Annotated in this window: 22 protein-coding genes; 17 read left to right on the top strand and 5 right to left on the bottom strand. The window is 72.1% G+C overall.

Annotation, left to right across the window (positions count from 1 at the left end; translation table 11 throughout):
* Positions 1 to 125: 125 nt before the first annotated feature.
* Positions 126 to 1772: an ATP-binding protein gene (locus ACLQ21_RS09055; RefSeq protein ID WP_425662993.1), complete on the top strand. Its 1647-nt coding sequence runs from the start codon at positions 126 to 128 to the stop codon at positions 1770 to 1772.
* Positions 1769 to 2443 carry a response regulator gene (locus ACLQ21_RS09050; RefSeq protein WP_425662992.1) on the top strand — a complete coding sequence of 225 codons (675 nt, stop codon included), beginning with the start codon at positions 1769 to 1771 and terminating at the stop codon, positions 2441 to 2443. The genes ACLQ21_RS09055 and ACLQ21_RS09050 overlap by 4 nt, the downstream gene beginning before the upstream one ends.
* A gap of 1 nt (position 2444) precedes the next feature.
* Here ACLQ21_RS09050 and ACLQ21_RS09045 read toward each other — a convergent pair whose 3' ends face one another.
* Entirely contained in the window at positions 2445 to 3167 is a 723-nt protein-coding gene (locus ACLQ21_RS09045; protein WP_425662991.1) for a VIT1/CCC1 transporter family protein, read from the bottom strand.
* Between the two features lie 214 nt (positions 3168 to 3381).
* Here ACLQ21_RS09045 and sucC point away from each other — a divergent pair, with 214 nt between their 5' ends.
* The 3 genes from sucC to ACLQ21_RS09030 all read left to right on the top strand — a co-directional run bounded on the left by sucC (position 3382) and on the right by ACLQ21_RS09030 (position 5743).
* Positions 3382 to 4548 carry an ADP-forming succinate--CoA ligase subunit beta gene (gene sucC, locus ACLQ21_RS09040; protein WP_425662990.1) on the top strand — a complete coding sequence of 389 codons (1167 nt, stop codon included), beginning with the start codon at positions 3382 to 3384 and terminating at the stop codon, positions 4546 to 4548.
* Between the two features lie 13 nt (positions 4549 to 4561).
* The gene (gene sucD / locus ACLQ21_RS09035) at positions 4562 to 5461 is read left to right on the top strand and encodes a succinate--CoA ligase subunit alpha (RefSeq protein ID WP_425662989.1); all 900 of its coding nucleotides are present in this window, start codon (positions 4562 to 4564) and stop codon (positions 5459 to 5461) included.
* Between the two features lie 108 nt (positions 5462 to 5569).
* The gene (locus ACLQ21_RS09030) at positions 5570 to 5743 is read left to right on the top strand and encodes a hypothetical protein (RefSeq protein ID WP_425662988.1); all 174 of its coding nucleotides are present in this window, start codon (positions 5570 to 5572) and stop codon (positions 5741 to 5743) included.
* Between the two features lie 3 nt (positions 5744 to 5746).
* On the opposite strand, the gene ACLQ21_RS09025 is transcribed toward ACLQ21_RS09030, so the two are convergent.
* Complete coding sequence (locus tag ACLQ21_RS09025; RefSeq protein WP_425662987.1) at positions 5747 to 6211, bottom strand: nitroreductase family deazaflavin-dependent oxidoreductase; 465 nt, start codon at positions 6209 to 6211, stop codon at positions 5747 to 5749.
* Between the two features lie 88 nt (positions 6212 to 6299).
* Here ACLQ21_RS09025 and ACLQ21_RS09020 point away from each other — a divergent pair, with 88 nt between their 5' ends.
* The gene (locus ACLQ21_RS09020; RefSeq protein ID WP_425662986.1) at positions 6300 to 7112 is read left to right on the top strand and encodes a hydrolase; all 813 of its coding nucleotides are present in this window, start codon (positions 6300 to 6302) and stop codon (positions 7110 to 7112) included.
* 323 nt (positions 7113 to 7435) lie between these two features.
* On the opposite strand, the gene ACLQ21_RS09015 is transcribed toward ACLQ21_RS09020, so the two are convergent.
* Positions 7436 to 9652, bottom strand: a complete 2217-nt coding sequence (locus ACLQ21_RS09015) for an NADP-dependent isocitrate dehydrogenase (protein WP_425662985.1) — start codon at positions 9650 to 9652, stop codon at positions 7436 to 7438.
* Between the two features lie 148 nt (positions 9653 to 9800).
* On the opposite strand from ACLQ21_RS09015, the gene ACLQ21_RS09010 reads away from it, so the two are divergent.
* The 6 genes from ACLQ21_RS09010 (at position 9801) to ACLQ21_RS08985 (ending at position 18441) form a co-directional block, all read left to right on the top strand.
* Positions 9801 to 11423 (top strand): DUF6350 family protein, encoded by a 1623-nt coding sequence (locus tag ACLQ21_RS09010; protein WP_425662984.1) that lies wholly within the window; start codon positions 9801 to 9803, stop codon positions 11421 to 11423.
* 25 nt (positions 11424 to 11448) lie between these two features.
* Positions 11449 to 12060, top strand: a complete 612-nt coding sequence (purN, locus tag ACLQ21_RS09005; protein ID WP_425662983.1) for a phosphoribosylglycinamide formyltransferase — start codon at positions 11449 to 11451, stop codon at positions 12058 to 12060.
* A 4-nt stretch (positions 12061 to 12064) separates the two neighbouring features.
* On the top strand, positions 12065 to 13753 hold the full coding sequence (gene purH / locus ACLQ21_RS09000) for a bifunctional phosphoribosylaminoimidazolecarboxamide formyltransferase/IMP cyclohydrolase (RefSeq protein ID WP_425662982.1): 1689 nt from the start codon (positions 12065 to 12067) through the stop codon (positions 13751 to 13753).
* Between the two features lie 121 nt (positions 13754 to 13874).
* A complete protein-coding gene (locus tag ACLQ21_RS08995) occupies positions 13875 to 14423 on the top strand; it encodes an adenylate kinase (RefSeq protein ID WP_425662981.1) in 549 nt (182 codons plus the stop codon).
* Positions 14424 to 14752: 329 nt separating this feature from the next.
* Positions 14753 to 16636: an ABC transporter ATP-binding protein gene (locus tag ACLQ21_RS08990; protein ID WP_425662980.1), complete on the top strand. Its 1884-nt coding sequence runs from the start codon at positions 14753 to 14755 to the stop codon at positions 16634 to 16636.
* On the top strand, positions 16633 to 18441 hold the full coding sequence (locus ACLQ21_RS08985) for an ABC transporter ATP-binding protein (RefSeq protein WP_425662979.1): 1809 nt from the start codon (positions 16633 to 16635) through the stop codon (positions 18439 to 18441). The genes ACLQ21_RS08990 and ACLQ21_RS08985 overlap by 4 nt, the downstream gene beginning before the upstream one ends.
* A gap of 160 nt (positions 18442 to 18601) precedes the next feature.
* On the opposite strand, the gene ACLQ21_RS08980 is transcribed toward ACLQ21_RS08985, so the two are convergent.
* Positions 18602 to 19048, bottom strand: a complete 447-nt coding sequence (locus ACLQ21_RS08980) for a GNAT family N-acetyltransferase (RefSeq protein WP_425662978.1) — start codon at positions 19046 to 19048, stop codon at positions 18602 to 18604.
* A gap of 56 nt (positions 19049 to 19104) precedes the next feature.
* Positions 19105 to 20064 (bottom strand): 1-phosphofructokinase family hexose kinase, encoded by a 960-nt coding sequence (locus ACLQ21_RS08975; protein ID WP_425662977.1) that lies wholly within the window; start codon positions 20062 to 20064, stop codon positions 19105 to 19107.
* A gap of 138 nt (positions 20065 to 20202) precedes the next feature.
* Here ACLQ21_RS08975 and ACLQ21_RS08970 point away from each other — a divergent pair, with 138 nt between their 5' ends.
* The 5 genes from ACLQ21_RS08970 to ACLQ21_RS08950 all read left to right on the top strand — a co-directional run.
* Positions 20203 to 20886, top strand: coding sequence for a hypothetical protein (locus tag ACLQ21_RS08970; protein ID WP_425662976.1), 684 nt, complete (start codon positions 20203 to 20205; stop codon positions 20884 to 20886).
* 213 nt (positions 20887 to 21099) lie between these two features.
* Complete coding sequence (locus tag ACLQ21_RS08965; RefSeq protein WP_425662975.1) at positions 21100 to 22143, top strand: hypothetical protein; 1044 nt, start codon at positions 21100 to 21102, stop codon at positions 22141 to 22143.
* Between the two features lie 81 nt (positions 22144 to 22224).
* Positions 22225 to 24072, top strand: a complete 1848-nt coding sequence (locus ACLQ21_RS08960) for an LPXTG cell wall anchor domain-containing protein (RefSeq protein WP_425662974.1) — start codon at positions 22225 to 22227, stop codon at positions 24070 to 24072.
* Positions 24073 to 24300: 228 nt separating this feature from the next.
* Complete coding sequence (locus tag ACLQ21_RS08955) at positions 24301 to 25350, top strand: hypothetical protein (protein ID WP_425662973.1); 1050 nt, start codon at positions 24301 to 24303, stop codon at positions 25348 to 25350.
* A gap of 82 nt (positions 25351 to 25432) precedes the next feature.
* On the top strand, positions 25433 to 26201 hold a 769-nt coding region (locus ACLQ21_RS08950; RefSeq protein WP_425662972.1), incomplete at its 3' end, for a hypothetical protein.

The raw sequence follows: 26201 nt of genomic DNA, 5'->3' as shown, positions 1-26201 counted from the left end.
TCTGGTGCGACCGTAACGGGCCCGGATGCATCCGCCCGGGTTGTGGTCGAAAGGTGCGTTTCGGTCGTTCTGGTCAGAGACTACGCCGGTGCTGCGCGGCCTACCATGGGCGAGTGAGACGGGCGATGAGGCTGCGCACCCAGCTGGTGCTGCTGCAGAGCGCGATCATGCTCGTCGTCATCCTCGGCTCGGGCATCGCGGCCGCCTGGCTGCAGGAGCGCTCGCTCCGCGAGGCGTACCTCGACCGCATGATCGGTGTCGCGTACTCGGTCGCGCAGCTGCCCTCGGTGACCGACGCGTTCGACGACCCCGACCCCGCCGCGGTGATCCAGCCGATCGCCGAGACCGTCAGGGAGGCATCCGACGTCACCTACGTCGTCGTCTCGAACGTCGAGGGCGTGCGCTACTCGCACCCCAACACCGACCTGATCGGCGAGGTGGTCTCGACGCCGCCGGACGCGGCGACCACCGGAGAGCTCTTCGTCGACACGCAGACGGGCACGCTCGGCACCTCGTGGCGCGCGAAGGTGCCCGTGTTCGACGTCGAGGGCGCGGTCATCGGGCAGGTCTCGGTCGGTATCCTCGAGTCGGAGCTGCAGCGGGACTGGCTCGGCAACGTCTGGATCCTGGGGCTCTGCCTCGCGGTCGCCGCGATCGTCGGCGTCGTGCTCGCGTCGTGGGCGGCATCGCTCGTGCGCCGGCGCATCTACGGCGTCGAGCCGGAAGAGATCAAGTCGATGCTCGAGACCCGCAACGCGACGCTGCACGGCATCGGCGACGGTCTCGTGGTGCTCGACGAGGCGGGAGAGATCGTGCTGTGCAACGACGCGGCGCTCCGGCTGCTCGGGCGCGAGCCGGGCGCCGACCTCAGCGGCACGCCGATCGCCGACGTGCTCGACGCGCCCATCGACCCGCTGCTGGCCGACGCCGGCGAGCAGCAGCTCGTGCTCGCCGGCGAGCGGATGCTGCTCGCCCGCGTCGACCGGGTCGTCGTCGACGACCGCGCCGTCGGCACGGTGCTGATCCTGCGCGACCGCACCGAGCTCGACGCGGCGCTCCGCGACCTCGCCGGCGCGCAGGGCATGACCGAGACGCTTCGCGCGCAGCAGCACGAGTTCGCGAACACGCTGCACACGCTCGGCGGGCTGCTCGAGCTGGGCGAGTCGGAGGCCGCGATGGGCGTGATCGAGCGCGCAGGCGCGGGCGGTGCGCTCGCGGCGCTCGAGCCCTCGTCCGGCATCCTCGAGCTCGAGGTCGCGGCCCTGCTGCTCGCGAAGCGAGCACAGGCGCGCGAGCATGGCGTCGAGCTGGTGGTGCGGCCGGGCTCGACGCTCGCGCCCGCGGCGCCCGCGAGCGTCGCGGGTGACTGGGTGACGGTGCTCGGCAACCTCGTCGACAACGCGATGGATGCGTCGCCCGGCGGCCGGATCGAGGTCGCCATCGACGATGCGAGCACCGAGGGCGGCCGGGTCGTCACGATCGTCGTCGACGACGACGGGCCCGGGGTGCCCGAGGAGCAGCGCAATGCCATCTTCGACATCGAGGTGTCGTCGAAGTCGCACCCCGCCGGGCTCGCGCGCGGCTACGGGCTGACGCTCGTGCGCCGCGTCGCCGAGCGACTGGGCGGCGAGGCGCGCGTCGAGGACTCGCCGCTCGGCGGCGCCCGCTTCGTCGCCCGGCTCCCGGTCGTCGCGAGCCCGGCCGTCGCTGGCGCGGTCGTGGGGACCACGCTGGCGGACGGGACGATCGTGGACGGGACGGTGCGAGCGTGAGGCCGCTGCGGGCGCTCATCGTCGAGGACGACAAAGCGGTCGCCATCGTCACGCGTGGATTCGTCGAGCGCCACGGCGCGTTCGTGGTCGCGGGGGAGGCGGCCACCGGTCGTGCCGCGCTCGAGGCGATCGAAGCCATCCGCCCCGACCTCGTGCTGCTCGACGTGCACCTGCCGGACGCCTCGGGCATCGAGGTGCTGCGGGTCGCCCGAGCGCGCGGCTTCGCCGGCGAGGTGGTCGCGGTGACCGCGGCGCGCGACCTCGAGACGGTGCGCGCCGCGCGCGCCTTCGGCGTGCGGCACTACCTCGTGAAGCCCTTCGGCCTCGAGGCGATGCGGGAGCGGCTCGAGGCGATCCGCGCCGAGCTCGAGCAGGCCGAGGCGCTCGGCGTGCGGGTGCTCGACCAGCGCGCCGTCGACGCGATGCTGCAGCCGGCGGATCGGCAGCGGCCGGCGCCCGCCGGCTCGCAGCTCACGCTCGACCGCGTCGCCGGCGTGCTGGAGAGCCGCGCCGACTCGGCGAGCGCAGCCGAGATCGGCGAGCAGCTCGGGATGTCGCGGGTGAGCGCTCGCCGCTACCTCGAACGGCTCGTGCTCGAGGGTCGCGCCGAGGTGGCGCCGCGCTACGGCGGCACGGGCAGGCCCGAGCTGCGCTACAGCGCTCGCCGCTGACCTAGTGGACGGGCGCCCCCAGCAGCGCGCCGATCGACCACGTGGCCGCGAGGGCGATGATGCCGCCGATGAGCACGCGCAGCATGCCGAGGCGCTTGCCGGAGCCGCCGATGCGCGCCGAGACGACACCGGTGATGAGGAGCGCGACGACGGTCGCGACCACGATCGGCCACGGCATCCACGCGGCGGGGGAGAGGAGCGCGGCGAGCAGCGGCACGAGCGAGCCGAGCGTGAACGCGACCGCCGACGACGCGGCGGCCGCCCACGGGTTGTTGAGGTCCTCGGGGTCGAGCTTGTACTCGACGTCGAGGTGCGCGCGCAGCGGGTCGGCGGCCGTGAGCTCGACGGCGACGAGGTGGGCGGTCTCGGGGGAGAGGCCGCGCAGCTCGTACATGTGCGCGAGCTGGTCGATCTGGCCCTCGGGGTCGGCGTGCAGGTGTCGCAGCTCGCGTCGGATGGCCGCGCGCTCGCTGTCGCGCTGCGACGAGACCGAGACGTACTCGCCGACCGCCATCGACAGCGCGCCCGCGACGAGCGCGGCGACGCCGGCCGTCAGGATGCCCGCGAGCGAGGTGCCGGCACCGGCGACGCCGACCATGAGCGCCGAGGTCGAGACGATGCCGTCGTTCGCTCCGAGCACGCCGGCGCGCAGCCAGTTGAGCTTCGACGCCATCGATTCGACCGGCGGCGGCAGGTCGGGCCGGCGCTGCAGGGCAGGGTCCATGGGTGTGCCTCCAACCATCCATGGTCCGGGGTCTTCGGGACGCCCGCAAGGAAGGCGAGACTCCGCGGAAACCGGCAAGAAAGCCGAATCTTTGACCTTCGGCGGCCCGAAACCGGCCGGGGCGCCATGTCGGACCGGGCTAGGCTTGCCCCGGCGAACCCCCACCACACTCTGTCAACACAGCACTGCCCACAGAACATTGATTGGATGACGCGTGGATCTCTATGAGTACCAGGCAAGGGACCTGTTCGAGCAGCACGGGGTTCCCGTGCTGCGAGGCATCACCGCCGACACCCCCGAGCAGGCCGAGGCAGCAGCCACGGAGCTCGGCGGCGGTGTCGTCGTCGTGAAGGCACAGGTCAAGACGGGCGGCCGAGGCAAGGCGGGCGGCGTGAAGCTGGCCAAGAGCCCGGCCGAGGCGAAGGCTGCGGCGGAGGCGATCCTCGGCCTCGACATCAAGGGGCACACCGTGCACCGGGTGATGGTCGCTGAGGGCGCCGCCATCAAGGAGGAGTACTACTTCTCGGTGCTGCTCGACCGCTCCAACCGCTCGTACCTCGCCATGTGCTCGTTCGAGGGCGGCATGGAGATCGAGCAGCTGGCCGAGGAGCGCCCCGAGGCGCTCGCGAAGGTCAACGTCGACCCGGCCGTCGGCATCGACGCCGCGAAGGCCGAGGAGATCGTGCGCGCCGCGAGCTTCCCCGAGGAGCTCGTCGCCAAGGTCGCACCGGTGCTCGTGCAGCTCTACGGCGTCTTCCAGAAGGAGGACGCCACCCTCGTCGAGGTCAACCCGCTCGTGCTCACCGAGGGCGGCGACATCATCGCGCTCGACGGCAAGATCACGCTCGACGAGAACGCGGAGTTCCGCCAGCCCGGCCACGCCGCGCTCGAGGACAAGGCCGAGACCAACCCGCTCGAGGCGAAGGCGAAGGAGTCCGACCTCAACTACGTCAAGCTCGAGGGCCAGGTCGGCATCATCGGCAACGGCGCGGGCCTCGTCATGTCGACGCTCGACGTCGTCGCGTACGCCGGCGAGCAGTTCGGCGGCGTGAAGCCCGCCAACTTCCTCGACATCGGCGGCGGCGCATCCGCCGAGGTCATGGCGGCAGGGCTCGACGTGATCCTGAACGACGCCGACGTCAAGAGCGTCTTCGTCAACGTCTTCGGCGGCATCACCGCCTGCGACGAGGTCGCGAACGGCATCGTGCAGGCGCTCGAGATCCTCGGCGAGAAGGAGTCGAAGCCGCTCGTCGTGCGGCTCGACGGCAACAACGTCGAGGAGGGCCGCCGCATCCTCGCGGAGGCGAACCACCCGCTGGTGACCGTCGTCGCCACCATGGACGAGGCAGCGGCCAAGGCCGCCGAGCTGGCTGCGGCCTAGGAGACCACAAGACATGTCGATCTATCTCAACAAGGACAGCAAGGTCATCGTCCAGGGCATCACCGGCGGCGAGGGCTCGAAGCACACCGCGCGGATGCTCGCGGCCGGCACGCAGGTGCTCGGCGGCGTGAACGCGCGCAAGGCCGGCACGACCGTGTCGCACACGGCGCAGGACGGCTCCGCCGTCGAGCTGCCCGTGTTCGGCACCGTCGCGGAGGCGATGGCCGAGACCGGCGCTGACGTGTCGATCGTCTTCGTGCCGCCGGCCTTCGCGAAGGACGCCGTCATCGAGGCCATCGACGCGGGCATCGGCCTGCTCGTGGTCATCACCGAGGGCATCCCCGTGCAGGACTCCGCGGAGTTCTGGGCGCACGCCAAGGCCGCCGGCTCCACCCGCATCATCGGCCCGAACTGCCCCGGCATCATCACGCCGGAGGAGTCGCTCGTCGGCATCACGCCCGCGAACATCACCGGCAAGGGCCCGATCGGCCTCGTCTCGAAGTCGGGCACCCTCACGTACCAGATGATGTTCGAGCTGCGCGACATCGGCTTCTCGACCGCCATCGGCATCGGCGGCGACCCCGTGATCGGCACGACGCACATCGACGCGCTCGAGGCGTTCGAGGCCGACCCCGAGACGAAGGCGATCGTCATGATCGGCGAGATCGGCGGCGACGCCGAGGAGCGGGCAGCCGACTACATCAAGGCGCACGTGACGAAGCCGGTCGTCGGTTACGTGGCGGGCTTCACCGCACCCGAGGGCAAGACGATGGGCCACGCCGGCGCCATCGTCTCGGGCTCGTCGGGCACGGCCGAGGCGAAGCAGGTGGCCCTCGAGGCTGCCGGCGTCAAGGTCGGGAAGACGCCGTCCGAGACCGCCCGCCTCATGCGCGAGGTCATCGAGTCGCTCTGACCGGAGCGTGACCGAGGGCCTGCACCCGAGCCGACACCGGTTCGGGGGCAGGCCCTCGACTCGTTCCCGGGCCAGAGGACTAGGGTGGCTGCACCGAAGGGAGCAGCGATGAGCCAGCACGAGGACGAGCAGCAGACCGAGGGCGAGGGCACGCAGAAGCCCGGTGGACTCGGTGAGGACGGCACGATCCCGCCCGACCCCGACGGGATCGCGGCCACCACGACCGACGAGGCGTCGACGTTCGAGCCCGAAGAGGACGAGGCCGCGCCCGACGCCGAGTAGCGCTCAGCCGATGCGTTCGATCGCGAAGACCGGGTGCTGGGCGGCGATCGCCTCGAACGCCGCCGGTCCGTCGTCAGGGTCGGCGGCGACGTAGGGCCGCACGAGCGGCACGCGGCGCACGTACTCGCGCAGCACGGGCGCCGCCTGTGCCGGCTCCAGCTCGATCGCACGCACACGCATCGGGGTGCCGCCGCGCTCGATGGTCGCCTGACCGGCAGCGCGCAGGTCCTTGACCCAGCCCACGACGCCGTAGGGCGCCACGAGGTGCACGCGCCCGTCAGCCGAGAGCGGCGTGACCGGCAGGGTGCGCGGCTCGCCGCTGCGCCGCCCGACCACCGTGAGCGCGACCGCGCCGCCCGGTGCCAGGCCGCGGCGGGCGAGCGCGGTGATGGCGCCGTCCGCGACGCGGCGCATCACGCCTCGCCGGAAGCCAGGGGTCGCGGAGTCCTTGCTGCGGGCGTCGGTCATGCGGTCAGCGTAGGCGCGGCCGCGACCGGCCGCATCCGTGCCGCGCGCATCCCTCGACGATCGGCGGCCGAGGGTGCAGGGTGGGGGCATGACGATCCTCTGCGCGACCTGCGGCGTCGAGACCGCCGAGCCGCTGCCCGAGACGTGCCGCATCTGCGCCGACGAGCGGCAGTGGGTGCCGTTCCACGGCCAGATCTGGACGAGCACCGAGGAGCACGCCGCCGCAGGCATGCGCATCGACGTGGTGGAGGAGGAGCCGGGCGCGTGGGGGCTCACCTCCGATCCGGCGGTCGGCATCGGGCAGCGCTCGATCCTCGTGCAGACCGACGAGGGCAACCTGCTCTGGGACCCGCTGGGCACGATCACGGATGCGGCGGTCGAGGAGGTGCGTGAGCTCGGCGGACTCGCGGTGGTCGCGGCGAGCCACCCGCACATGTTCGGCGTGCAGTGCGCGTGGGCGGATGCGCTCGACGCACGCGTGCTGGTCAGCGCGCGCGACGAGTCATGGATCGCGCGGCCGCACGATCGCATCGAGCTGTGGCACGACGAGGTGGCGCCGCTGCCGGGGGTGCGGCTCATCCGCTTCGGCGGCCACTTCCCGGGCGCCGGCGTGGTGGAGTGGGCGGCGGGCAGCGGCGGCGAGGGGTCGCTGCTCGCGGGCGACACGATGCAGCCGAAGCCCGACCGCGCGAGCCTCGGCTTCATGCGCTCCTACCCGAACAACATCCCGCTCTCCGCCCAGGTGGTGCGGCGGCTCGCCGACCAGGCGGGCGGGCTGCGGTTCAAGCGCATCTACGGCAACATCCCCGGTCAGGTGATCGAGGACGGCCCGCCCGCGGTGGCTCGCAGCGCGGAGCGGCACATCGCGTGGGTCACGGGGCAGCACGACGACCTGACCTGACCGTCGATCGCATTCGTGGACGCGCTGGCTGAGTGGCGGGGACGAGCCGGGCGGTGCGGTGCGTGGCTGGCTCCGAGGGGCCGGGACGCGGTCGGGCGCGTGGCGGGTTCCGGGAGGTCCGGACGCGGTCGAGTGCTGGTGGCTGTGGGTAGCCGGTACGGATTTGTGGGTCGCGGCGCCCGGCACCCGCATCTCGGTACCGGAGCGCGGGGGTGCAACGGCGCACCGGTACCGAATTGCGGGTGGGCGCCGCGGCCACCCGCAGACCCGTACCGGAGAACGGCGAAGGGCCCGGCCGGAGCCGGGCCCATCGTTCCGTCAGGTCAGCGCAGCGGCGCCAGGATGGCGTTCAGGCTCGCGCTCGGGCGCATCGCGGCGTCGGCGAGGTCGGCGTCGACGCGGTAGTAGCCGCCGAGGTCGACGGGGCTGCCCTGCACGGCGAGCAGCTCGCGCTCGATCGCCTCGGTCTGCGAGGCGAGCGCCTCGGCCACGGGCGTGAACGTCTCGGCCAGCTCGGCGTCGTCCGTCTGCTGGGCGAGCTCCTCCGCCCAGTAGCGCGCGAGCCAGAAGTGGCTGCCGCGGTTGTCGATCTCGCCGACCTTGCGCGACGGCGACTTGTTCTCGTTGAGGAACGTGCCCGTCGCCGCGTCGAGCGTCTCGGCGAGCACACCGGCGCGCGCGTTGCCGGTCGAGTCGGAGAGGTGGCGGAACGACTCGGCGAGCGCCATGAACTCGCCGAGCGAGTCCCAGCGCAGGTGGTTCTCCTCGACGAGCTGCTGCACGTGCTTCGGCGCGGAGCCACCGGCGCCGGTCTCGAACAGCCCGCCGCCGTTCAGCAGCGGCACGACCGACAGCATCTTCGCGCTCGTGCCGAGCTCCAGGATGGGGAACAGGTCGGTGTTGTAGTCGCGCAGCACGTTGCCCGTCACCGAGATGGTGTCGAGGCCCTGGCGGATGCGCTCGATGGCGTGCTTCGTCGCGTCGACCGGGCTGAGGATCGTGATCTGCAGCCCCTCGGTGTCGTGCTTCCCGAGCTCCTCCTCGACCTTCTTGATGAGCTGCGCGTCGTGCGCGCGGCCCTTGTCGAGCCAGAACACGGCCGGGGTGGCGGATGCGCGGGCGCGCGTGACTGCGAGCTTCACCCAGTCGCGCACCGCGACATCCTTCGTCTGGCACGCGCGCCAGATGTCGCCCGCCTCGACGTCGTGCGCCATGAGCACGTCACCGGCGCCGTCGACGACCTCGACGCGACCCGCCCGCTCGATGCGGAACGTCTTGTCGTGCGAGCCGTACTCCTCAGCCTTCTGCGCCATGAGGCCGACGTTCGGCACCGAGCCCATCGTGGTCGGGTCGAAGGCGCCGTTGGCGCGGCAGTCGTCGATGACGACCTGGTAGATGCCGGCGTACGAGGAGTCGGGGATGACGGCGAGCGTGTCGGCCTCCTCGCCGTCCGGGCCCCACATGTGGCCGGACTGGCGGATCATGGCCGGCATCGACGCATCCACGATCACGTCGGAGGGCACGTGGAGGTTGGTGATGCCGCGGTCCGAGTTCACCATCGCGAGGCGCGGGCCGTCGGCGAGCCCGTCCTCGATGGCCTGGCGCACGCCCGCGGCGGTCGACTCGTCGAGCTCGCCGAGGCCGGAGAGGATGGCGGCGAGGCCGTTGTCGGCCGACAGGCCCGCCTCCTCGAGCTTCGCGCCGTAGCGCTCGAAGAGCGTCGGCAGGAACGCGCGCACGACGTGGCCGAAGATGATCGGGTCGGAGACCTTCATCATCGTGGCCTTGAGGTGCGCCGAGAACAGCACGTGCTCGTCGCGAGCGCGGCGGATCTGCTCGACCAGGAACGCGTCGAGCGCCTTCGCGCTCATGAACGTCGCGTCGACGATCTCGCCCTCGAGCACCTTGAGGCCGTCCTTGAGCACGATCGTCTCGCCGTCCGCGACGAGCCGGATCTGCAGCGTGTCGTCGGCCGGCATCGTCACCGACTGCTCGTTGGCGCGGAAGTCGCCGCCGCTCATGGTGGCGACGGCGGTCTTCGAGTCGGCCAGCCACGCACCCATCGAGTGCGGGTGCTTGCGCGCGTACTCCTTCACCGAGCGCGGCGCGCGGCGGTCGGAGTTGCCCTCGCGGAGCACCGGGTTGACGGCCGAGCCCTTGATCGCGTCGTAGCGGGCGCGGATGTCGCGGTCCTCGTCGGTCTCGACCTCGTCGGGGTAGTCGGGCAGCGCGATGCCCTGCTCCTGCAGCTCCTTGATGGCGGCCTTGAGCTGCGGCACCGATGCCGAGATGTTGGGCAGCTTGATGATGTTCGCCTCTGGCGACTTCGCCAGCGCACCGAGCTCGGCGAGCGCGTCGGACTCCTGCTGGTCGGCAGGGAGCAGGTCGGCGAACGACGCGACGATGCGGCCGGCCAGTGAGATGTCGCGGCTCTCGACCTCGACGTCGGCCGCGGCGGCGAACGCGCGCACGATCGGCAGGAGCGAGTGCGTCGCGAGCATCGGCGCCTCGTCGGTGTACGTGTAGATGATCTTGGCCATGCGGCTCGAACCCCTCGCGGTCTGTGTGGGACGGCGGCCGCGCGTGCGCTGGCCGTGCCATGCGCCTCCAACCTATCGCGGTCGGGCCCAGGCGGCGCGCGGCGAGGGAGACGGTGCTCGAGCGGATGCGTCGGTAGGGTTGCCAGCCGTGCGTCGCGTGTGGGCCGGGATCGGCCAGGCTGTCGAGTCCGCCGCCATCGCGGCGGTCGGGCTCGTGCTGTGCGCGCTCGTGCTGCTCGCCGTCTGGGGCATCGACCAGGGCTTCGGCGGCGACCCGCTGCTGCAGTGGCGCATCGCGGTGGACGCGTGGATGCTCGGCCACGGCGTCGACGTCGGCATCTCGCTCGGGGCCGAGGCGGCCGCCGCGCTCGGACTCGACTCGGCAGGCCGCGCGTTCGTGCTCACCCTGGGCGCCTGGGGCATCGGCGTCATCACGTTCTGGCTCCACTGGCGCAGCGGCCGCCGCCTCGCCGAGCTGCCGCTCGTCGAGACCGTGATCGCGGTCACGACCGGCACGGCCGCGACGGGCGTCGTCGGGCTGCTCGCCGGCATGAGCGCGCAGCACCCCACCGCGGCTCCCAACCTCGGCCAGGCGTTCGCCCATCCCGCGATCGTGGCGCTCGCCGGCATGGTGGCGGCCATCGTCGCCGCCCGCGGCCACGACTGGCTGCAGTCGCTCGCTCGCGCCCTGACGATCGACGACCTGTGGATGCGGCCCGTGCGCGCCGCGCTGCGCGCCGGCCTGGGCGGCGCGGTGGGCGTGCTCGGCATCGGCGCGCTGCTCGTCGCGGTCGGCCTCTTCCTCCGCTTCACGGATGGGTTGCTCATCATGGAGTCGCTCGAGGTGACGCACGTGGGGGTCGCCGTGCTCTTCCTCGTGCAGCTTGCGCTCGTGCCGGTGGCGGTCGTGTGGGGCGCGGCGTGGGCGATCGGACCCGGCTTCATGCTGGGCCGCGGCTCGAGCGTCTCGCCGCTCGACACCGGCCTCGGGCCCGTGCCGGCGCTGCCGATGCTGTCGGCGATCGACCCCGACGTGCAGCCGTGGATGCTCGTCGTCGTGGCGCTGCCCGTGCTCGTGGCTGTCGTGGTGGGTGCGCTCGCGCGCCAGACGCTGCTCGCCGGCAGCACCGACCGGCCGGTGCACTGGTGGGAGCTGGCGATCGCCGGGGTCGGCGGCGGCGTGCTCGCCGGCGCGCTGCTCGGGCTCGCGGCGATGCTCTCGGCCGGCGCCGCGGGGCCGGGGCGGCTCTCGCTGACGGGCCCGGACGCGGTGCTCGTGGCGGCGTGGGGAGCGCTCGAGGTGGGCGTCGGCCTGCTCATCGGCCTGTTCGCGGGCGGCCGCGGCACCGGCAGGCTCGCGGGCGGCATCGCGCTGCCGCTCGCCGTGGAGGGCGAGGGCACATCGATGCGCGACGTGCTCGGCTTCGGGCAGGGGCGCGACGAGCCGGTCGACGACGCGGACACCGTCGCGGCGGACGTCGCTGCTGTCGCGACGGACGTGGCTGCCGATCCGGCCGACGAGGGCGGCGATCCGGCCGAAGCGGATGCCGATCCCGCGGACGCGCCCGACGCGCCCGACGCGCACGCACCCGACGCGCAGGCGACCGACGTGGTCGTGCCGTTCGTGCTGCGCGCGCCCTCGGCCGAGCCGGCGGATGCCTTCTATGACAGCGGCGCAGCGGACCCGATCGCGCGCCCCGACCCGGCCCACGACGGCCACCGGCCGACGCATCCGGCGAACCGGTCCGAGGGCGACGACCCGGAGCGGTAGCCGGCGGGGCCGTAGGATGGAGCGCGTGCTGCGCCTCGTCGTCCTCGTCTCCGGCAGCGGCACCAACTTCGCCGATCTGCTCGAGCGGACCCGCGCCGGCCGCGTGCCCGCCGAGATCATCGCCGTCGGCGCCGACCGTGAGTGCGGCGGCCTCGAGGTCGCGCGCGCAGCCGGGATCCGCACGTTCGTCGAGCCGTTCCAAGCACCGCGCGAGGCGTGGTCCGACCGGATCGCCGAACGGATCTCGGCCTTCGAGCCCGACGTGATCGTGCTCTCCGGCTTCATGCGGCTGCTGTCGCCCGCCGCCGTCGCGCGCTTCGAGCCCGCGATCCTCAACACCCACCCGGCATTCCTGCCCGAGTTCCCCGGCGCCCACGGCGTGCGCGACGCGCTCGCGGCCGGCGTCACCGAGACCGGCGCATCCGTCATCATCGTCGACAGCGGCGTCGACACCGGTCCGGTCCTGGCGCAGCAGCGCGTGCCTGTGCTGCCCGATGACACCCAGGAGACCCTGCACGACCGCATCAAGCTCGTCGAGCGCGACCTGCTCGCGGGCGTGATCGCCGACATCGCCGATGGCACGTGCGACCTGGCCGACCACGGCCTCGAGCGCCGCCGACCCGACACGGAGGAATAGCACAGTGAGCGGACCCCAGCACGATGAGAGCCTGTACCGCGACCGCGACGTGGTGCCCTTCCGGCGAGCGCTGCTGTCGGTGAGCGACAAGACGGGCATCGTCGAGCTCGGCCGTGCGCTGTCGGAGGCCGGCATCGAGCTCGTCTCGACCGGCTCGACCGCCCGCATGCTCGCGGATGCCGGACTCCCGGTCACCGAGGTGGCGCAAGTCACGGGATTCCAGGAGGCGCTCGACGGCCGCGTCAAGACGCTCCACCCGGCGATCCACGCGGGCCTGCTCGCCGATCTGCGGCTCGAGCACCACGAGGCGCAGCTCGCCGACCTCGGCATCGCGCCCTTCGAGCTCGTCGTCGTGAACCTCTACCCCTTCGTCGAGACGGTGCGCTCGGGCGCCGCCGACGCCGACGTCGTCGAGCAGATCGACATCGGCGGTCCCGCGATGGTGCGCGCATCGGCGAAGAACCACGCCAACGTCGCGATCGTCACCGACCCGCGCATCTACCCGCTGATCGCGAAGGCGGCCGGCTCGGGCCTCAACCTGCTGCAGCGCCGCGCGCTCGCCCGCGATGCCTTCGCGCACACCGCCGCCTACGACACCGCGGTGGCCCGCTGGTTTGCGGGGGAGCCGCTCGAGGGGCGGGCGGCTGCTCCCGCACCGGCCGAGGCAGCCACTCCCGCAGCCGCGGCGCCCGCGCCCGCCGAGCCGGAGGCATCCGTCCCCGACACCAGCAGCGCGACCGGCCTGCTGAAGGCGGTCGGTGCGGCGACGCTCGTCTCGGGCCTGCGCTACGGCGAGAACAGCCACCAGCAGGCGGGCATCTTCGCGCTGCCCGGCGGCGCGGGCATCACGCAGGCCGAGCTGCTGCACGGCAAGCCGATGTCGTTCAACAACTACGTCGATGCGGATGCGGCGCTGCGTGCCGCGTTCGACTTCAGCGAGCCCGCGGTCGCGATCATCAAGCACGCCAACCCGTGCGGCATCGCGGTGGGCGCGGCCGGCGCCGCCGACCCGATCGCCTCGGCGCACGAGCGCGCGCACGCGTGCGACCCGGTCTCGGCGTTCGGCGGCGTCATCGCGGCCAACCGCACCGTCACGCGGGCGATGGCCGAGACGGTGAAGGACATCTTCACCGAGGTGGTCGTCGCTCCCGACTTCGAGGCCGAGGCGCTCGAGCTGCTGACGGCGAAGAAGAACATCCGCCTGCTGCGCCTGCCCGAGGGCTACGAGCGCGAGGGCTCCGAGCTGCGCCAGGTCTCCGGCGGCGTGCTCGTGCAGCAGCCCGACACGTTCGAGGGCTTCTCGTCGCACACGTGGCGACGGGTGAGCGGCTCGCACGTCTCCGACGCGGTGCTCGCCGACCTCGAGTTCGCGTGGCGCGCGTGCCGGTCGGTGAAGTCGAACGCGATCCTGCTCGCGTCGGGCCTCGCATCCGTCGGCGTCGGCATGGGCCAGGTGAACCGGGTCGACTCCTGCAAGCTCGCCGTCGAGCGCGCCGGCGACCGCGCCGCCGGCTCGGTCGCGGCGTCGGATGCGTTCTTCCCGTTCGCGGACGGCCTGCAGATCCTGCTCGACGCGGGCGTCACGGCCGTCGTGCAGCCCGGCGGCTCGGTGCGCGACGAGGAGGTCATCGCCGCGGCGAACGCCGCCGGCATCACGATGTACTTCACGGGGGAGCGCCACTTCGCGCATTGAGTCCGGAGCGCGCAATGCGGCGAAGCCGCGTTGCGCGCGGAAGACTCAAGGTCGAGTAGCACGCCCGACGGGCGCGCGTACCGAGACCTCGCCTCCACACCGCCGCCGGTAGCCTCTCCTCATGAGCGCCGGCACGATCGACGACGTCCGCCGCGCGCGCCGCATCCTCTGCTTCGGCGTGACCGGCTCGGGCAAGTCCACGATGGCCGTCGCGCTGGGGGAGCGGCTCGGGCTGCCCGTCACGCTCGTCGACGACCTGTGCTGGTCGCCCGGCTGGGTGCAGCGCTCGCGCGACGAGATCGACGCGAGCGTGCTGCCGATCCTCGCGGGCGACGCGTTCGTGCTCGACACCGTCTATGGCTTCCACAACGAGCACGCGCTCACGAGCGTGGACGTGATCGTCGGCCTCGACTACGCGCGCGCGGTGTCGCTCGCGCGACTCGTCCGCCGCACCGCCCGCCGCATCCGCACGCGCGAGCTCGTGTGCAACGGCAACGTCGAGACGCTCCGCCTCGCCCTCGCGACGGACTCGGTCATCGTCTGGCACTTCCGCTCGTGGCGGTCCAAGCGCGAGCGGATGCGCCGGTGGCACGCGGATGCGTCCCTGCCGCCGGTGGTGCTGCTGTCGCGTCCCGCCGATGCTGACCGCCTGCTGGCCGAGCTCGAGTGAGCGTGCACTGAAGCGCCGATCCGGCGGCGTTGGGGCTGGACGCGACGCTATGCGCCTGCTTAGAATCGAAGGCTGTCCGCGCCAACCGCCGCGGCGACTGAGGAGGATGCCATGAGCACGACGACGACCGCTCCGATCGCTGCCGCCCGCGCCCTCCTCGCCCGCCCCCGCGTCGCCGGACGCCGATAGCAGCAGGGCCTCGCAGCCCGTCGCGAGCCCAGCTCGCCTCGTCGTCCCGGCCGTCAGCCGTCGACGCAGCACCACCACCGCGATCCACCGGTCGCACAGCACTGCGCGGGCCCACGACGCCCGCTCGAAGGATCGTCTTCATGTCCTCAACGCCCTCGCCCGAGAAGCCCGCCACCGCGAGCCACCTGAGCGCGCTCGGCAGGCTCCTGCCTTTCCTCCGCCCCGTGCTGCCGCGGCTCGTCCTCGGCACGGTGGCGGCGCTCGTCTCGGCGCTGCTGAGCCTCGCGACGCCGATCGCCATGCGAGCGCTCGTCGACGGACCGCTCGCGCAGTCCGACGCATCCGCCGTGTGGCCGGTCGCGATCGCGATCCTCGCGCTCGCGCTCGGTGAGGCGTTCTTCGTCTACATGCGCCGATTCCTCGTGACGCTGCCGTCGACGCAGGTGGAGGCCGCGATGCGCAGGTCGCTCTACGCGCAGCTGCAGGCGCTGCCGGTCGCGTTCCACGACCGCTGGCAGTCCGGTCAGCTGCTGAGCCGAGCCGTGCAGGACCTCGGCATGATCCGCCGCTTCATCGCCTTCGGCGCCCCGCTGCTGGTCGTCAACGCGATCACGCTCGTCGTCGGGATCGTCGTGCTCTTCTACTGGAGCCCGCTGCTCGCGGGCACCTTCGTCGTGCTCTCGGCGCCGATCGTCTTCGTCGCGCTGCGCTTCGAGCGCCGCTACTTCACGATCTCGCGCTCGGCGCAGGATCAGGCCGGCGACCTCGCGACCACGGTCGAGCAGTCCATCCACGGCATCCGCGTGCTGAAGGCCTTCGGCCGCGGCCGTCACGCGCTCGAGGGGTTCACCGACCAGGCGTCGACGCTGCGAGAGACCGAGATCGACAAGGCGCGCATGGACGGGCACCTGTGGATGTGGCTCACGATGGTGCCGTACATCTCGTACGCCGTGTGCCTGTTCCTGGGCGTCTGGCTCGCGGCGAGCGGGCAGATCTCGGTCGGCACGCTGTTCGCGTTCTTCGCCGTCGCCATGGTGCTCAACTGGCCGATCGAGTCGATCGGCTTCCTCTTCGCGTTCCTCATCGACGCGTCGAACGCGTCGCGGCGCTTCTACGAGATCGTCGACAGCGAGAACACGATCGTCGACCCCGAGGAGCCGACGACCATCGCCGCCCCGCGCGGTCGGCTGGTGTTCGAGGACGTGCACTTCCGCTACCAGGACGCGCAGCCGCACGAGCGCGACCTCGTCGACGGCGCGACGCTCACGCTCGAGCCGGGCGAGACGATGGCGCTGATCGGCATCACCGGATCCGGCAAGACGACGCTCACGGCGCTGCCGGCGCGGCTGTACGACGTCACGGGCGGCCGCGTGCTGCTCGACGGCGTCGACGTGCGCGACCTGACCCTCTCGGAGCTCCGCACCCACGTGGCGATGGCATTCGAGGACGCCACGCTGTTCTCGGCCACCGTGCGCGAGAACGTGCGGATGGGTGCTCCGGATGCGTCGGACGAGGCGCTCGACCGCGCGCTCGAGATCGCACAGGCAGGGTTCGTGCGCGACATGCCCGACGGCCTCGACACCCAGATCGGCGAGGAGGGCCTCTCGCTCTCGGGCGGTCAGCGCCAGCGCATCGCGCTCGCCCGCGCCGTCGCCGCCGACCCGGCGGTGCTCGTGCTCGACGACCCGCTCTCGGCCCTCGACGTCGAGACGGAGGCGCAGGTCGAGGAGGCGCTGCGCAGCGTGCTCGAGCGCACCACTGCGCTCATCGTCGCCCACCGGCCCAGCACGGTGCAGCTCGCCGACCGCGTCGCGCTCATGCGCGACGGCCGGATCGACGACGTCGGCACCCACTCGGAGCTGCTCGCCCGCAGCGAGCACTACCGGTACGTGATCTCGAGCCTCGAGGAGGCCGAGCTCGACCGCAAGAGCATCGACGCCGTGACCGGCTCGATGGAGGCCATCGACCTCGACGCGCTGGAGCGCGAGTTCGAGCAGGAGCAGGACGAGGAGGTGTCGCGATGAGCGTCTACGGCGTGCAGGGCGAGGACCGCACCGACTACACGAAGGCCGAGTCCAAGGCGATCCGCGCGCGCTCGCGGAAGCTGCTCGGCTCGCTGCTGCGCCCGCACATCGGCCGCGTGATCGTGACGATGGTGCTCGTCGTGGTCGCGGTCGCGGCGAACATCGCGGGCCCGATGCTGATCGCCTACGGCATCGACACGGGCCTGCCGGCGATCATGGACCGCGCCGACTGGATGCCGCTGTGGGTCGCGACGATCGTCTACATCGTCGCCGCGGTGCTGGCCGGCGTGCTCATGTACCTCTACACGGTGGGCATCGCGCGCATCAGCCAGACGGTGCTGTTCGACCTGCGCCGACGGCTGTTCGCGCACGCGCAGCGCCTCAGCCTCGAGTTCCACGAGTCGTACACGTCCGGCCGCATCATCGCGCGCCAGACGAGCGACCTCGAGGCGATCCGCGACCTGCTCGACCAGGGGCTCAACGAGCTCGTGCGCGGCGTGCTGTTCATGGCGTTCACGGGCATCGCGATGACGATCCTCGACCCGCTCTCCGGGCTCATCATCGGCATCGCGCTCATCCCCGCGATCATCCTCACCCGCTGGTTCCAGGTGCGCTCCACACTGCTGTTCCGCGAGACCCGCACGACGAGCGCGCGCATGATCGTGCACTTCGTCGAGACGATGACGGGCATCCGCGCCGTCAAGGCGTTCCGCAAGGAGCCCGCGAACCAGCGCGAGTTCGACGAGCGCGTCGACGACTACCGCGACGCGAACTTCCGCACCATCAACATCTTCGGCATCTACGAGCCGGGCATCATGGCGATCGGCGCGGTCACCATCGCGACGCTCGTGCTGGTCGGCGGACTCCGGGTGGTGGAGGGCTCGCTGCAGATCGGCGTGCTGCTCGCGATCGCGCTCTACGCGCGCAGCTTCTTCCAGCCCATCCAGGGCATCGGGATGTTCTTCAACGGCTACCAGTCGGCGTCGGCCGCGCTCGAGAAGATCTCCGGCATGCTCGAGGAGGAGCCGACGGTGCGCGAGCCCGCTGCGCCGAAGGCGCTGCCCGAGTCGCGCGGCCAGATCGACTTCGACGCCGTGGAGTTCTCGTACAGCAGCGGCAAGGTCGTGCTGCCCGACTTCGACCTGCACATCCCGTCGGGTCAGACGATCGCGCTCGTCGGCACCACCGGTGCGGGCAAGTCGACGCTCGCGAAGCTCGTCTCGCGCTTCTACGACCCCACCGAGGGCTCGGTGAAGCTCGACGGCGTCGATCTGCGCGAGCTCTCGAACGACGACCTGCGGCGCGCGGTCGTGATGGTGACGCAGGAGGCGTACCTCTTCTCGGGCACCGTCGCCGACAACATCGCGCTGGGCAAGCCGGGGGCGAGCGACGACGAGATCGAGGCGGCCGCCCGCGCGGTGGGCGCGCACGAGTTCATCATGGCGCTCCCGGACGGCTACGACACCGACGTGAACAAGCGCGGCGGTCGGGTGAGCGCCGGGCAGCGGCAGCTGCTGTCGTTCGCGCGCGCGTTCCTCGCCGACCCGCGCGTGCTGATCCTCGACGAGGCGACGGCGTCGCTCGACATCCCCTCGGAGCGCCTCGTGCAGGAGGGCCTCACGACGCTGCTCGACGACCGGACGGCGATCATCATCGCCCACCGGCTCTCGACCGTGGCGATCGCCGACCGGGTGCTCGTCATGGAGCACGGCCGGATCATCGAGGACGGTAGCCCCGACGAGCTGATCGCCGCCGGCGGCAAGTTCGCGTCGCTGCACCGCGCCTGGCGGGAGTCGCTGGTCTGAGTTGAGCGTCTGCGTCCGAGTTCCCGGCAACTCGGACGCAAACTCTCGACTGGACTGCCTGTCCGTCGTGCCGGTTGAGCGTTTGCGTCCAAGTTGATCGCGACTCGGACGCAGACCCTCAACCGGGCCGGCGCTGCGGCCGCCGTGAGCGCTAGGTGCGCTAGAGGCGCTTGCGCCCGATGACCTCGCCGTACTCGTTCTCGCCGATGGGCTCGAAGCCGACCGCCTGGAAGAACTTGCCGGGACCGAGGTCGCCTTCCTCCCACACCGCGTAGAGGCTGTCGAAGCCCTGGCGGCGCGCCTCGTCGGCGACCTGCTCGACGGTGTAGCTGCCGACGCCCTTGCGCTGCGCGGTGCCGGCGACGTACATCCGCAGCACGCTCGAGCGGTACTCCTCGCGGTCGACCTCGGGGTCGAAGTTGGCCATCACGAAGGCGACCGGCTCGTCGCCGTCGAAGACCACCCGCTGCCAGGCGCTCTGCGTGTTGACGAACTCCTCGAGCCGCGCATTCGGCGCAAGGAACGCCTCTTGGCCCCGCTTGAGGGTCATGCCGTTGGCCGCGACGATGTTCGCCGCGGACAGCTCTTCGAGGCGCAGAGTCTCCATGGCGACACCGTACCAGCGGGTCGCCTTTCGCCAAGTCGAGGTTGCGTGAACGGCAGTCAACCGATCGGGGTGATGCGGATGCGACCGCTCAGCCCGTCCGGGTCGGCGATGGAGCCCGCCTGTGCCGCGAGCACTGCGGCCGCCGACCACGCCGTGGCACGCGCGAGCTGCTCCTCGAGCGTGGCGCCCTCCGCGATGGCCTGCGCGATCGCCGCGATGGCGGCGTCGCCCGCACCCGTCGGGTTGCCGTCGAGCACCTCGTCGAGCGCCGCGTGCCATGCGCGTCCGTCCGGCAGCACCGCGAGCATCCCCTCGACGTCGAGCGAGGCGAAGACGGTGCCGGTGCCGAGTGCGGCGAGACGGCGGGCAGCGTCGAGCGGGTCGGTGCCGCCCATGGCATCGAGCAGCTCGTGCCGGTTCGGCTTCACGGCAGTGGCGCCCGCGGCGACGGCGAGCCGCAGCTGCTCGCCGCCCACGTCGATGAGCACGGGCCGGTCGGCCTCGCGCGCGATGCGGACCACGGTGGCGCAGAAGCCGCCCGGGGTCTCCGGCGGCAGCGAGCCCGAGGAGACGACCACGCGTGCTCCCGGCGTCTCGGCGCGCACGATGTCGAGCAGCCGCTCCCAGCTGGCGGCATCGATGGCCGCGCCGTGCTCGTTGAGGTTCGTCGTGCCCGCTGGGGTGACGATGGCGGTCGTGCGGCGCGTGTGCGCGTCGACCTCGATGAGGCGGTGCGGGATACCGGAGCGGTCGAGGTCGTGCACGAAGAGCGCGTGCACGGGTCCGCCGATCGGGGCGATGACGATGGCGGGCTCGTGCTGCTGGTGCAGCACTCGAGCGACGTTGACGCCCTTCCCGCCGGCGCGAGCGAGGCCCGTCGGCACGCGGTGGCTCGTGCCGATCCGCAGCTCGTCGATCGTGTAGGTGATGTCGATCGCCGGGTTGGTCGTGACGCAGAGGATGGGGGCGGTCGCGTCAGCGGTCGGTGCGACGCTTCGGGCATCGGCGCTGGTCACGATCGTGCCTCCTGGTGCGGTGGGACCTCGGTCGAGCCACCCTCGTTGGACGGCTCGATCCTCCCATGATGGGCATCCGTCGACACGCCGACGGGGCTTGCCCTGTTCGAACACATGTTCGAAGATAGGAGGATGGGGATGGCATCGACGAGGCTCGAGCGCCGGGTGGGCGACGACCGCACGGCTACCGTCGACGCGCTCCGCGAGCGGCTGCGGAGCATGCAGCAGGCGGCCGTCCAGCAGGTGGCGCCCGCGCCGGCGGAGCCCATCTCTGCCGGTCTCGACGACGTGGTGCGGCGGCTCCGAACGGGTGCCGCGCACAGCATCGAGTCCCGCAGTCTCGCGCTCGCATGCCTCGGGGCGGCGATGCCGCGCGGCGCATGGGGTGCGATCGTGGGGATGCCCGACCTGGGGATCGAGGCCGCCCGCGACCTCGGGGTGCCCATGGACCGCATCGCGCTCGTGCCGCATCCGGGACGCTCTTGGCTCGATGTGGTCGCGAGCCTCGCCGAGGCGATGCCCGTCGTGCTCACCGTCTCACCCGGGCGGGTGACGCCGACCGATGCGGCGCGGCTCGCGGCGCGGCTGCGACAGGCGTCGTCGACGCTGCTCGTCGAAGGATCGTGGCCGAATGCCGCGACCGTCGTTCGACAGGTCCGTGCCGAGTGGCATGGGCTCTCCGACGGCGACGGGCGGATCGCCGCGGGCAGCCTCGTTGTCGAGGCGGCGTCGGGCGGCGTGCCGCGGATGGCGCGGATCCCGATCGCTGGTGAGGGACTGCCGGAAGCTCAGGCGGAGTTCGAGGAGCAGCCGGCGGCGTAACAGCGTTGCGTCACGCGCAAATCGCCGGATGCCTCGCGGCGTAACAATGTTTGTCACCCGTTGCTTTCGCCCAAGGGGCGGCGTACGGTCGCGAGGGACACAGCCGAGAAGGACACTTCGGGGGCGATCATGCAGGCGAGCGGCGCAGCGAAGCTGCCCCGCCTGGCGCGCCTCTGTCTGGCAGCAGGAGCGGCTTCTCTGGGAGCCGTCACCATGTCGTTCGTGGTCGGCGCATCTGCGGCGAGCGCCGCAGATGACGACGGCAGTCTCGCCAGCGGCATCGTCGAGGAGCACGAACGCGACCCACACACGGTCGCAGTCTTGACGGAGTCCGTCAGCATCGTGGTCGACGCGGTGCTGGAACCGGTCACTCCGGTCGTCGAGCCGGTGGTCGAGCCCGTCGTCGAGCCCGTCGTTCCGATCGTCGAGCCGGTGGTCCCGATCGTCGAGCCGGTGGTCGAGCCCGTCGTCGAGCCCGTCGTTCCGATCGTCGAGCCGGTGGCTCCGGTGGTGGAGCCGGTGGTTGCGATCGTCGAGCCGGTGATCCCCATCGTGGAGCCGGTGGTTCCGATCGTCGAGCCGGTGATCCCGATCGTGGAGCCGGTGGTTCCGATCGTGGAGCCGGTGGTTCCGATCGTCGAGCCCGTGGTTCCGATCGTGGAGCCGGAGGTTCCGATCGAGGAGCCGGTGGTCCCGATCGGCGAGCCCGTGGTCGAGCCGGTGGTGCCGGCCGTAAAGCCGGCGGACCAGGTCAAGGAGCCCGTCACCGCACCCGTCGTCAGGATCGTGGCCCCGGTCGCGAAGCCTGCCCCCGCAGCATCCGCGCCGATCGTCACGACGTCGGCGTCGGCTCCCGCGTCGTCGGCGCGGCCCATCGAGCTCGCCGAGACGATCGTCGAGCCCGTCGCTGCGGTCGTCCGCATCGTCGCGCAGGCGCTCTCCGCCGTGACGGTTCCCGCCGCGGCCACCCCCGCTTCCGCGCCCGCCGCCTCGCAGCTCGCATCGCTCGCGGCCCCCGCGGACACCCGTCCCGCGGACCTCTGCACCGACGAGCCCGCGCCGCTCGAGCAGCGCGCGCCGTCCGCATCCGTCTCGGCATCTGCCGGGGCCAGCGCCGCCAGCGGCGCATTCGCCTCGCCGTCGGCCATCACGCAGGCCGACGTCCTGACCGCGCCAAGCGGGGGCACGGTCGTCCAGATCGACCAGGAGCGGATCCCGAGCTCCCTGACCCACGACCTCACCTCGCGCCCTGACTGAGTGATCGAAGGTCGCGCACTCGCGCGACACGCAGCTGTCCCGGAGCGGGATGGCAGATCGCTCAGAAGTAAGGAAAGAACGATGAACAAGTTCGGATGGCAAGCACTGTGCGTCACGGCGCTGACCGGAGGCCTCTGGGTCACCGGCGCCGGCGTCGCCAGTGCCGCAGACAGCGATGGCGTGACCGGAGTCAGCGAGGGCGAGCAAGCACCCGCGACGGTCTCGCTAGTAGAGACGACGGATCTGACCGAGCCGGTGGAGCCGGTGGTCGAGCCGGTGGAGCCCGTGGTTGAGCCGGTGGTTGAGCCGGTTGAGCCGGTGGTTGAGCCCGTTGAGCCGGTGCTCGAGCCGGTGGTTGAGCCCGTGGAGCCGGTGGTCGAGCCGGTGGTGGAGCCGGTGGAGCCCGTGGTGGAGCCGGTGGAGCCCGTGGTCGAGCCGGTTGTGGAGCCGGTCGAGCCGGTAGTCGAGCCAGTCGACCCGGTCAAGCCGTTCGAGCCGGTGGAGCCGGTCGAGCCCGTCGTGGACCCGGTTGAGCCAGTGCTCGAGCCCGTCATCCCGGTGGAGCCGGCGCCCGAACCAGAGCCGGTCGTCCCGGTCCTCGAGCCGGTGGTCCCGATCGTCGAGCCGGTTGTCCCCATCGTGGAGCCCGTCGTGGATCCGGTTGAGCCAGTGCTCGAGCCCGTCATCCCGGTGGAGCCGGCGCCCGAACCAGAGCCGGTCGTCCCGGTCCTCGAGCCGGTGGTTCCGATCGTCGAGCCGGTGCTGGAGCCGGTCGTCCCCGTGGTCGAGCCGGTCGTCCCGATCGTGGAGCCGGTCCTCGAGCCGGTTGTGCCCGTGCTCGAGCCGGTGGTCCCCGTGGTGGAGCCGGTCGTCCCGGTGCTCGAGCCCGTGGCACCGATCGTCGAGCCGGTGGTCGAGCCGGTGGTGGAGCCGGTGCTGCAGCCCGTCGTGCCGATCGTCGAGCCCGTCGTCGAGCCGGTTGTGCCGGTGATCGAGCCGGTGGTTGAGCCGGTGCTGGAGCCGGTCGTGCCGGTCGTCGAGCCGGTGGTCGAGCCAGTTGTGCCGGTCGTCGAGCCCGTCGTCGAGCCGGTTGTGCCGGTCGTCGAGCCGGTGCTGGAGCCGGTTGTGCCGGTCATCGAGCCGGTGGTCGAGCCAATTGTGCCGGTCGTCGCGCCTGTGCTCGAGCCGGTTGTGCCCGTGGTCGAGCCGGTTGTGCCCGTGGTCGAGCCGGTTGTGCCGGAGGTCGAGCCGGTCGTGCCTGTGGTCGAGCCGGTGCTGGAGCCGGTGGTGCCCGAGCTGGAGCCGGCAGCCCCAGTCGTCGAGCCGGTGCTCGAGCCGATCTTCGTGATCGTCCAGCCGACGGTCGAGCCGGTCGTTCCCGCGCTTGGTCCGGTGGTGCCGGTCGCTGAGCCTGCGGCAGTCTCGGGTCCCTCGGTCCGGCTGGCGCCCGAGCCTCGCTCGACCGAGAGCGTGAGCGCACAGGCAAGCGCTGCGGCGAGCGAGTCGCCCACGGCCGCCTCGCCCCTCAAGGAGCGCGAGGTCCCACAGGTCACGCGCCCGGCGGCACCCACTCCGGTGACGCTCGCGAAAGTCGTGGCTGGATTCCTGACCGACGCAGCGCGCGGCGCGGCTCAGCAGCTGGAAGCGCTGGGCATTCTGCTGCAGGGTGGCGCAGACAAGGGTGAGGCGGACTCGGCGCAGGTGGCTGACCCGGCTCAGGTGGCTGACGTGGCCCAGGCGGCTGATATCGGCAACAGTGCCGGAATCGCCGACACCAGGGCCAACCTGTCGTACCCGAGCGACGCCACGGCCGCCAACCTGCCGCAGACGGGTGCCGAGCGAGTCAGCCCGCTGCTGCCGGCGATCGGACTGCTCGCCATGGGTGCGCTCCTGATCCTCGGCGGTCGCCGCAAGCACGGCGGGCGGTGATGCCGATGGATGTGCGGGGCGCGCGACGCGCGTCCCGCACACCGGCTTGCCGGGCGTCGGGTTCGGGACGTCATTCCCTGGATGAGACCTCCGCGATATCGCTGTGAAGGCCCTGGGAATCCTTGCCACATCCGCATCTCTGCGCGTACCGTGCCCAGCACTACCGCCAAGAAGGTCACGACTTCGGAGGCATCGATGCAGGCGAGCAGCGCTGGGACACGGTCCCCGATGCTGCGCCTGGGCCTCACCGCCGGCGCCGCTTCGATCGGCGCGGTCGCGCTCTCGCTCCTTCTCGGCGCCGCACCCGCCAGCGCATCGGACCATGACGCCGGTGGGCTGGCAGGGCTGACGCAGCAGCTGGGAGGGGTCGTGGGCGCCGTCGTGGAGACGGCGACAGATCCGGTCCGAACCGTCGTCGACGAAGTCGGCGCGACCACCGCTCCGATCGAGCATGCGGCCGAGGTGGTCGCCTCGCCGATCGTCGAGCTGGCCGCGCCCGTCGTGCGCCCAGTCGTGCAAGCGCCCGCGGTCGCAGCGGAGGTCGTGCGCGACTCGGCCGCTCCGGTGACGGATGCGCTGGCGGCAGTGATGCAGCCGCTCGCGCCGGTCGTCGAACCGGTGGAGCGAGCGGTCGACGCCGTGGCGATCGACATCGTGCTCGACGACGCCGTCGTGCCCGTCGTCGCTCCGGTGATCGGCACCGTCGGCCGCGTCGTGGGTACGGTGCCGGTCGTCGGGGAGCTGCTCGGCGAGGCGCCGGTGGCCGACGTCATCGAGCCTGTGATCGGCACCGATCTCGAACTCGATCCTCTACTCGGGGACGTGGTGCCGGGAGGCCCGCCGCCGGCGCCGGGCAGCTCGACGCCGACGCCCGCCCCCGAGCCCGAGGCCACGTCACCGGAGGCCGACGTCGCCGACGTGGCTGACGCATCCGCACCCGACGGCTCGGCAGCCGTGCCTGCAACCAGGACGCTCGCCCGCGAGGTGGCGCCATGGCCGATGTCCGCGCGCATCGGGCCCGCCGTCACCGCGTCCGCCGAACCGAGCGTCGCTGTGCCCTCCACCGGCCCCGACCGAGACGTCAACGAGGCGCCGCTGCGGGGACCCGACGGCGTCGTGCCGTCGGCCGCCAGCGGCACCGCCGCTGGAGTCGCGTCATCGCTGGCCGTCATCCAAGACCACCCGCTGCCCGCAGTCGCGGCCGGCCGGGTCGGCGCGCTCGAGAGCGATCGCGCCCCTTCCTCGCCCGCCGAGGAGCACACCGCAAGCCCTGATTGAGCGATCCGAGGCCGTGCGCATGGCGCGGCACGCAGCCGTCCCGGAGCGGGATGGCGATCACTCGATCAGGGAAGGCAGAACCATGAACAAGCTCGCAACGCGAGCGCTGTGGACCGCAGCGCTCGCAGGCGGCCTCTGGGCCGCAGGCACTGGCGTGGCCAGTGCCGCAGGGACCGACGGCTCGGAAGGCCTCGGCTCCGGCAACGAAGCAGCGGTGTCGATCTCGGCGCCCATCACCGTCGGCGGCAACGCCGTCGGCCTCCTCGGCGACGCCGAGTCCAGCGACTCGTCGACCACGAGCTCCCCGACGCCTTCGGCGGACGTCAGCACATCGGGCATCGATGGCGTCCTCTCGGGCACCGCGGCACTCGTGGCGATCGACGTGCCGGTCACGGTCGGCGGCAACGCGATCGGAGTGCTGGGCGACGCGTCGAGCGAGAGCTCGACGGCGTCCACGGAGGCATCGCAGCCCTCGGGCGCGACGACCTCCGGTGATGGCAGGCTGCTCTCCGGCACGGTCGGCGTGGTCGACGTCGCCGCGCCGGTGACGCTCGGCGGCAACGCGGTGGCGGTGCTGGGTGATGCGTCGTCGGAGGGGTCGACGGTGGAGTCGTGGTCGTCGGCCGGCTCGGACGGTGCGACCACGTCGGGCGATGACGGCGTGCTCTCGGGTACGCAGGTCGTCGCCGATGTGCTGGCGCCGGTGACGCTCGGCGGCAACGCGGTGGCGGTGCTGGGTGATGCGTCGTCGGAGGGGTCGACGGTGGAGTCGTCGTCGTCGGCCGGCTCGGACGGTGCGACCACGTCGGGCGATGACGGCGTGCTCTCGGGTACGCAGGTCGTCGCCGATG

This window comes from Agrococcus sp. DT81.2 (assembly GCF_049844935.1).
Lineage (GTDB): Bacteria > Actinomycetota > Actinomycetes > Actinomycetales > Microbacteriaceae > Agrococcus.
Note: the sequence above shows the minus strand (reverse complement) of the source record. Positions and strands in the feature narration are given on the sequence as shown.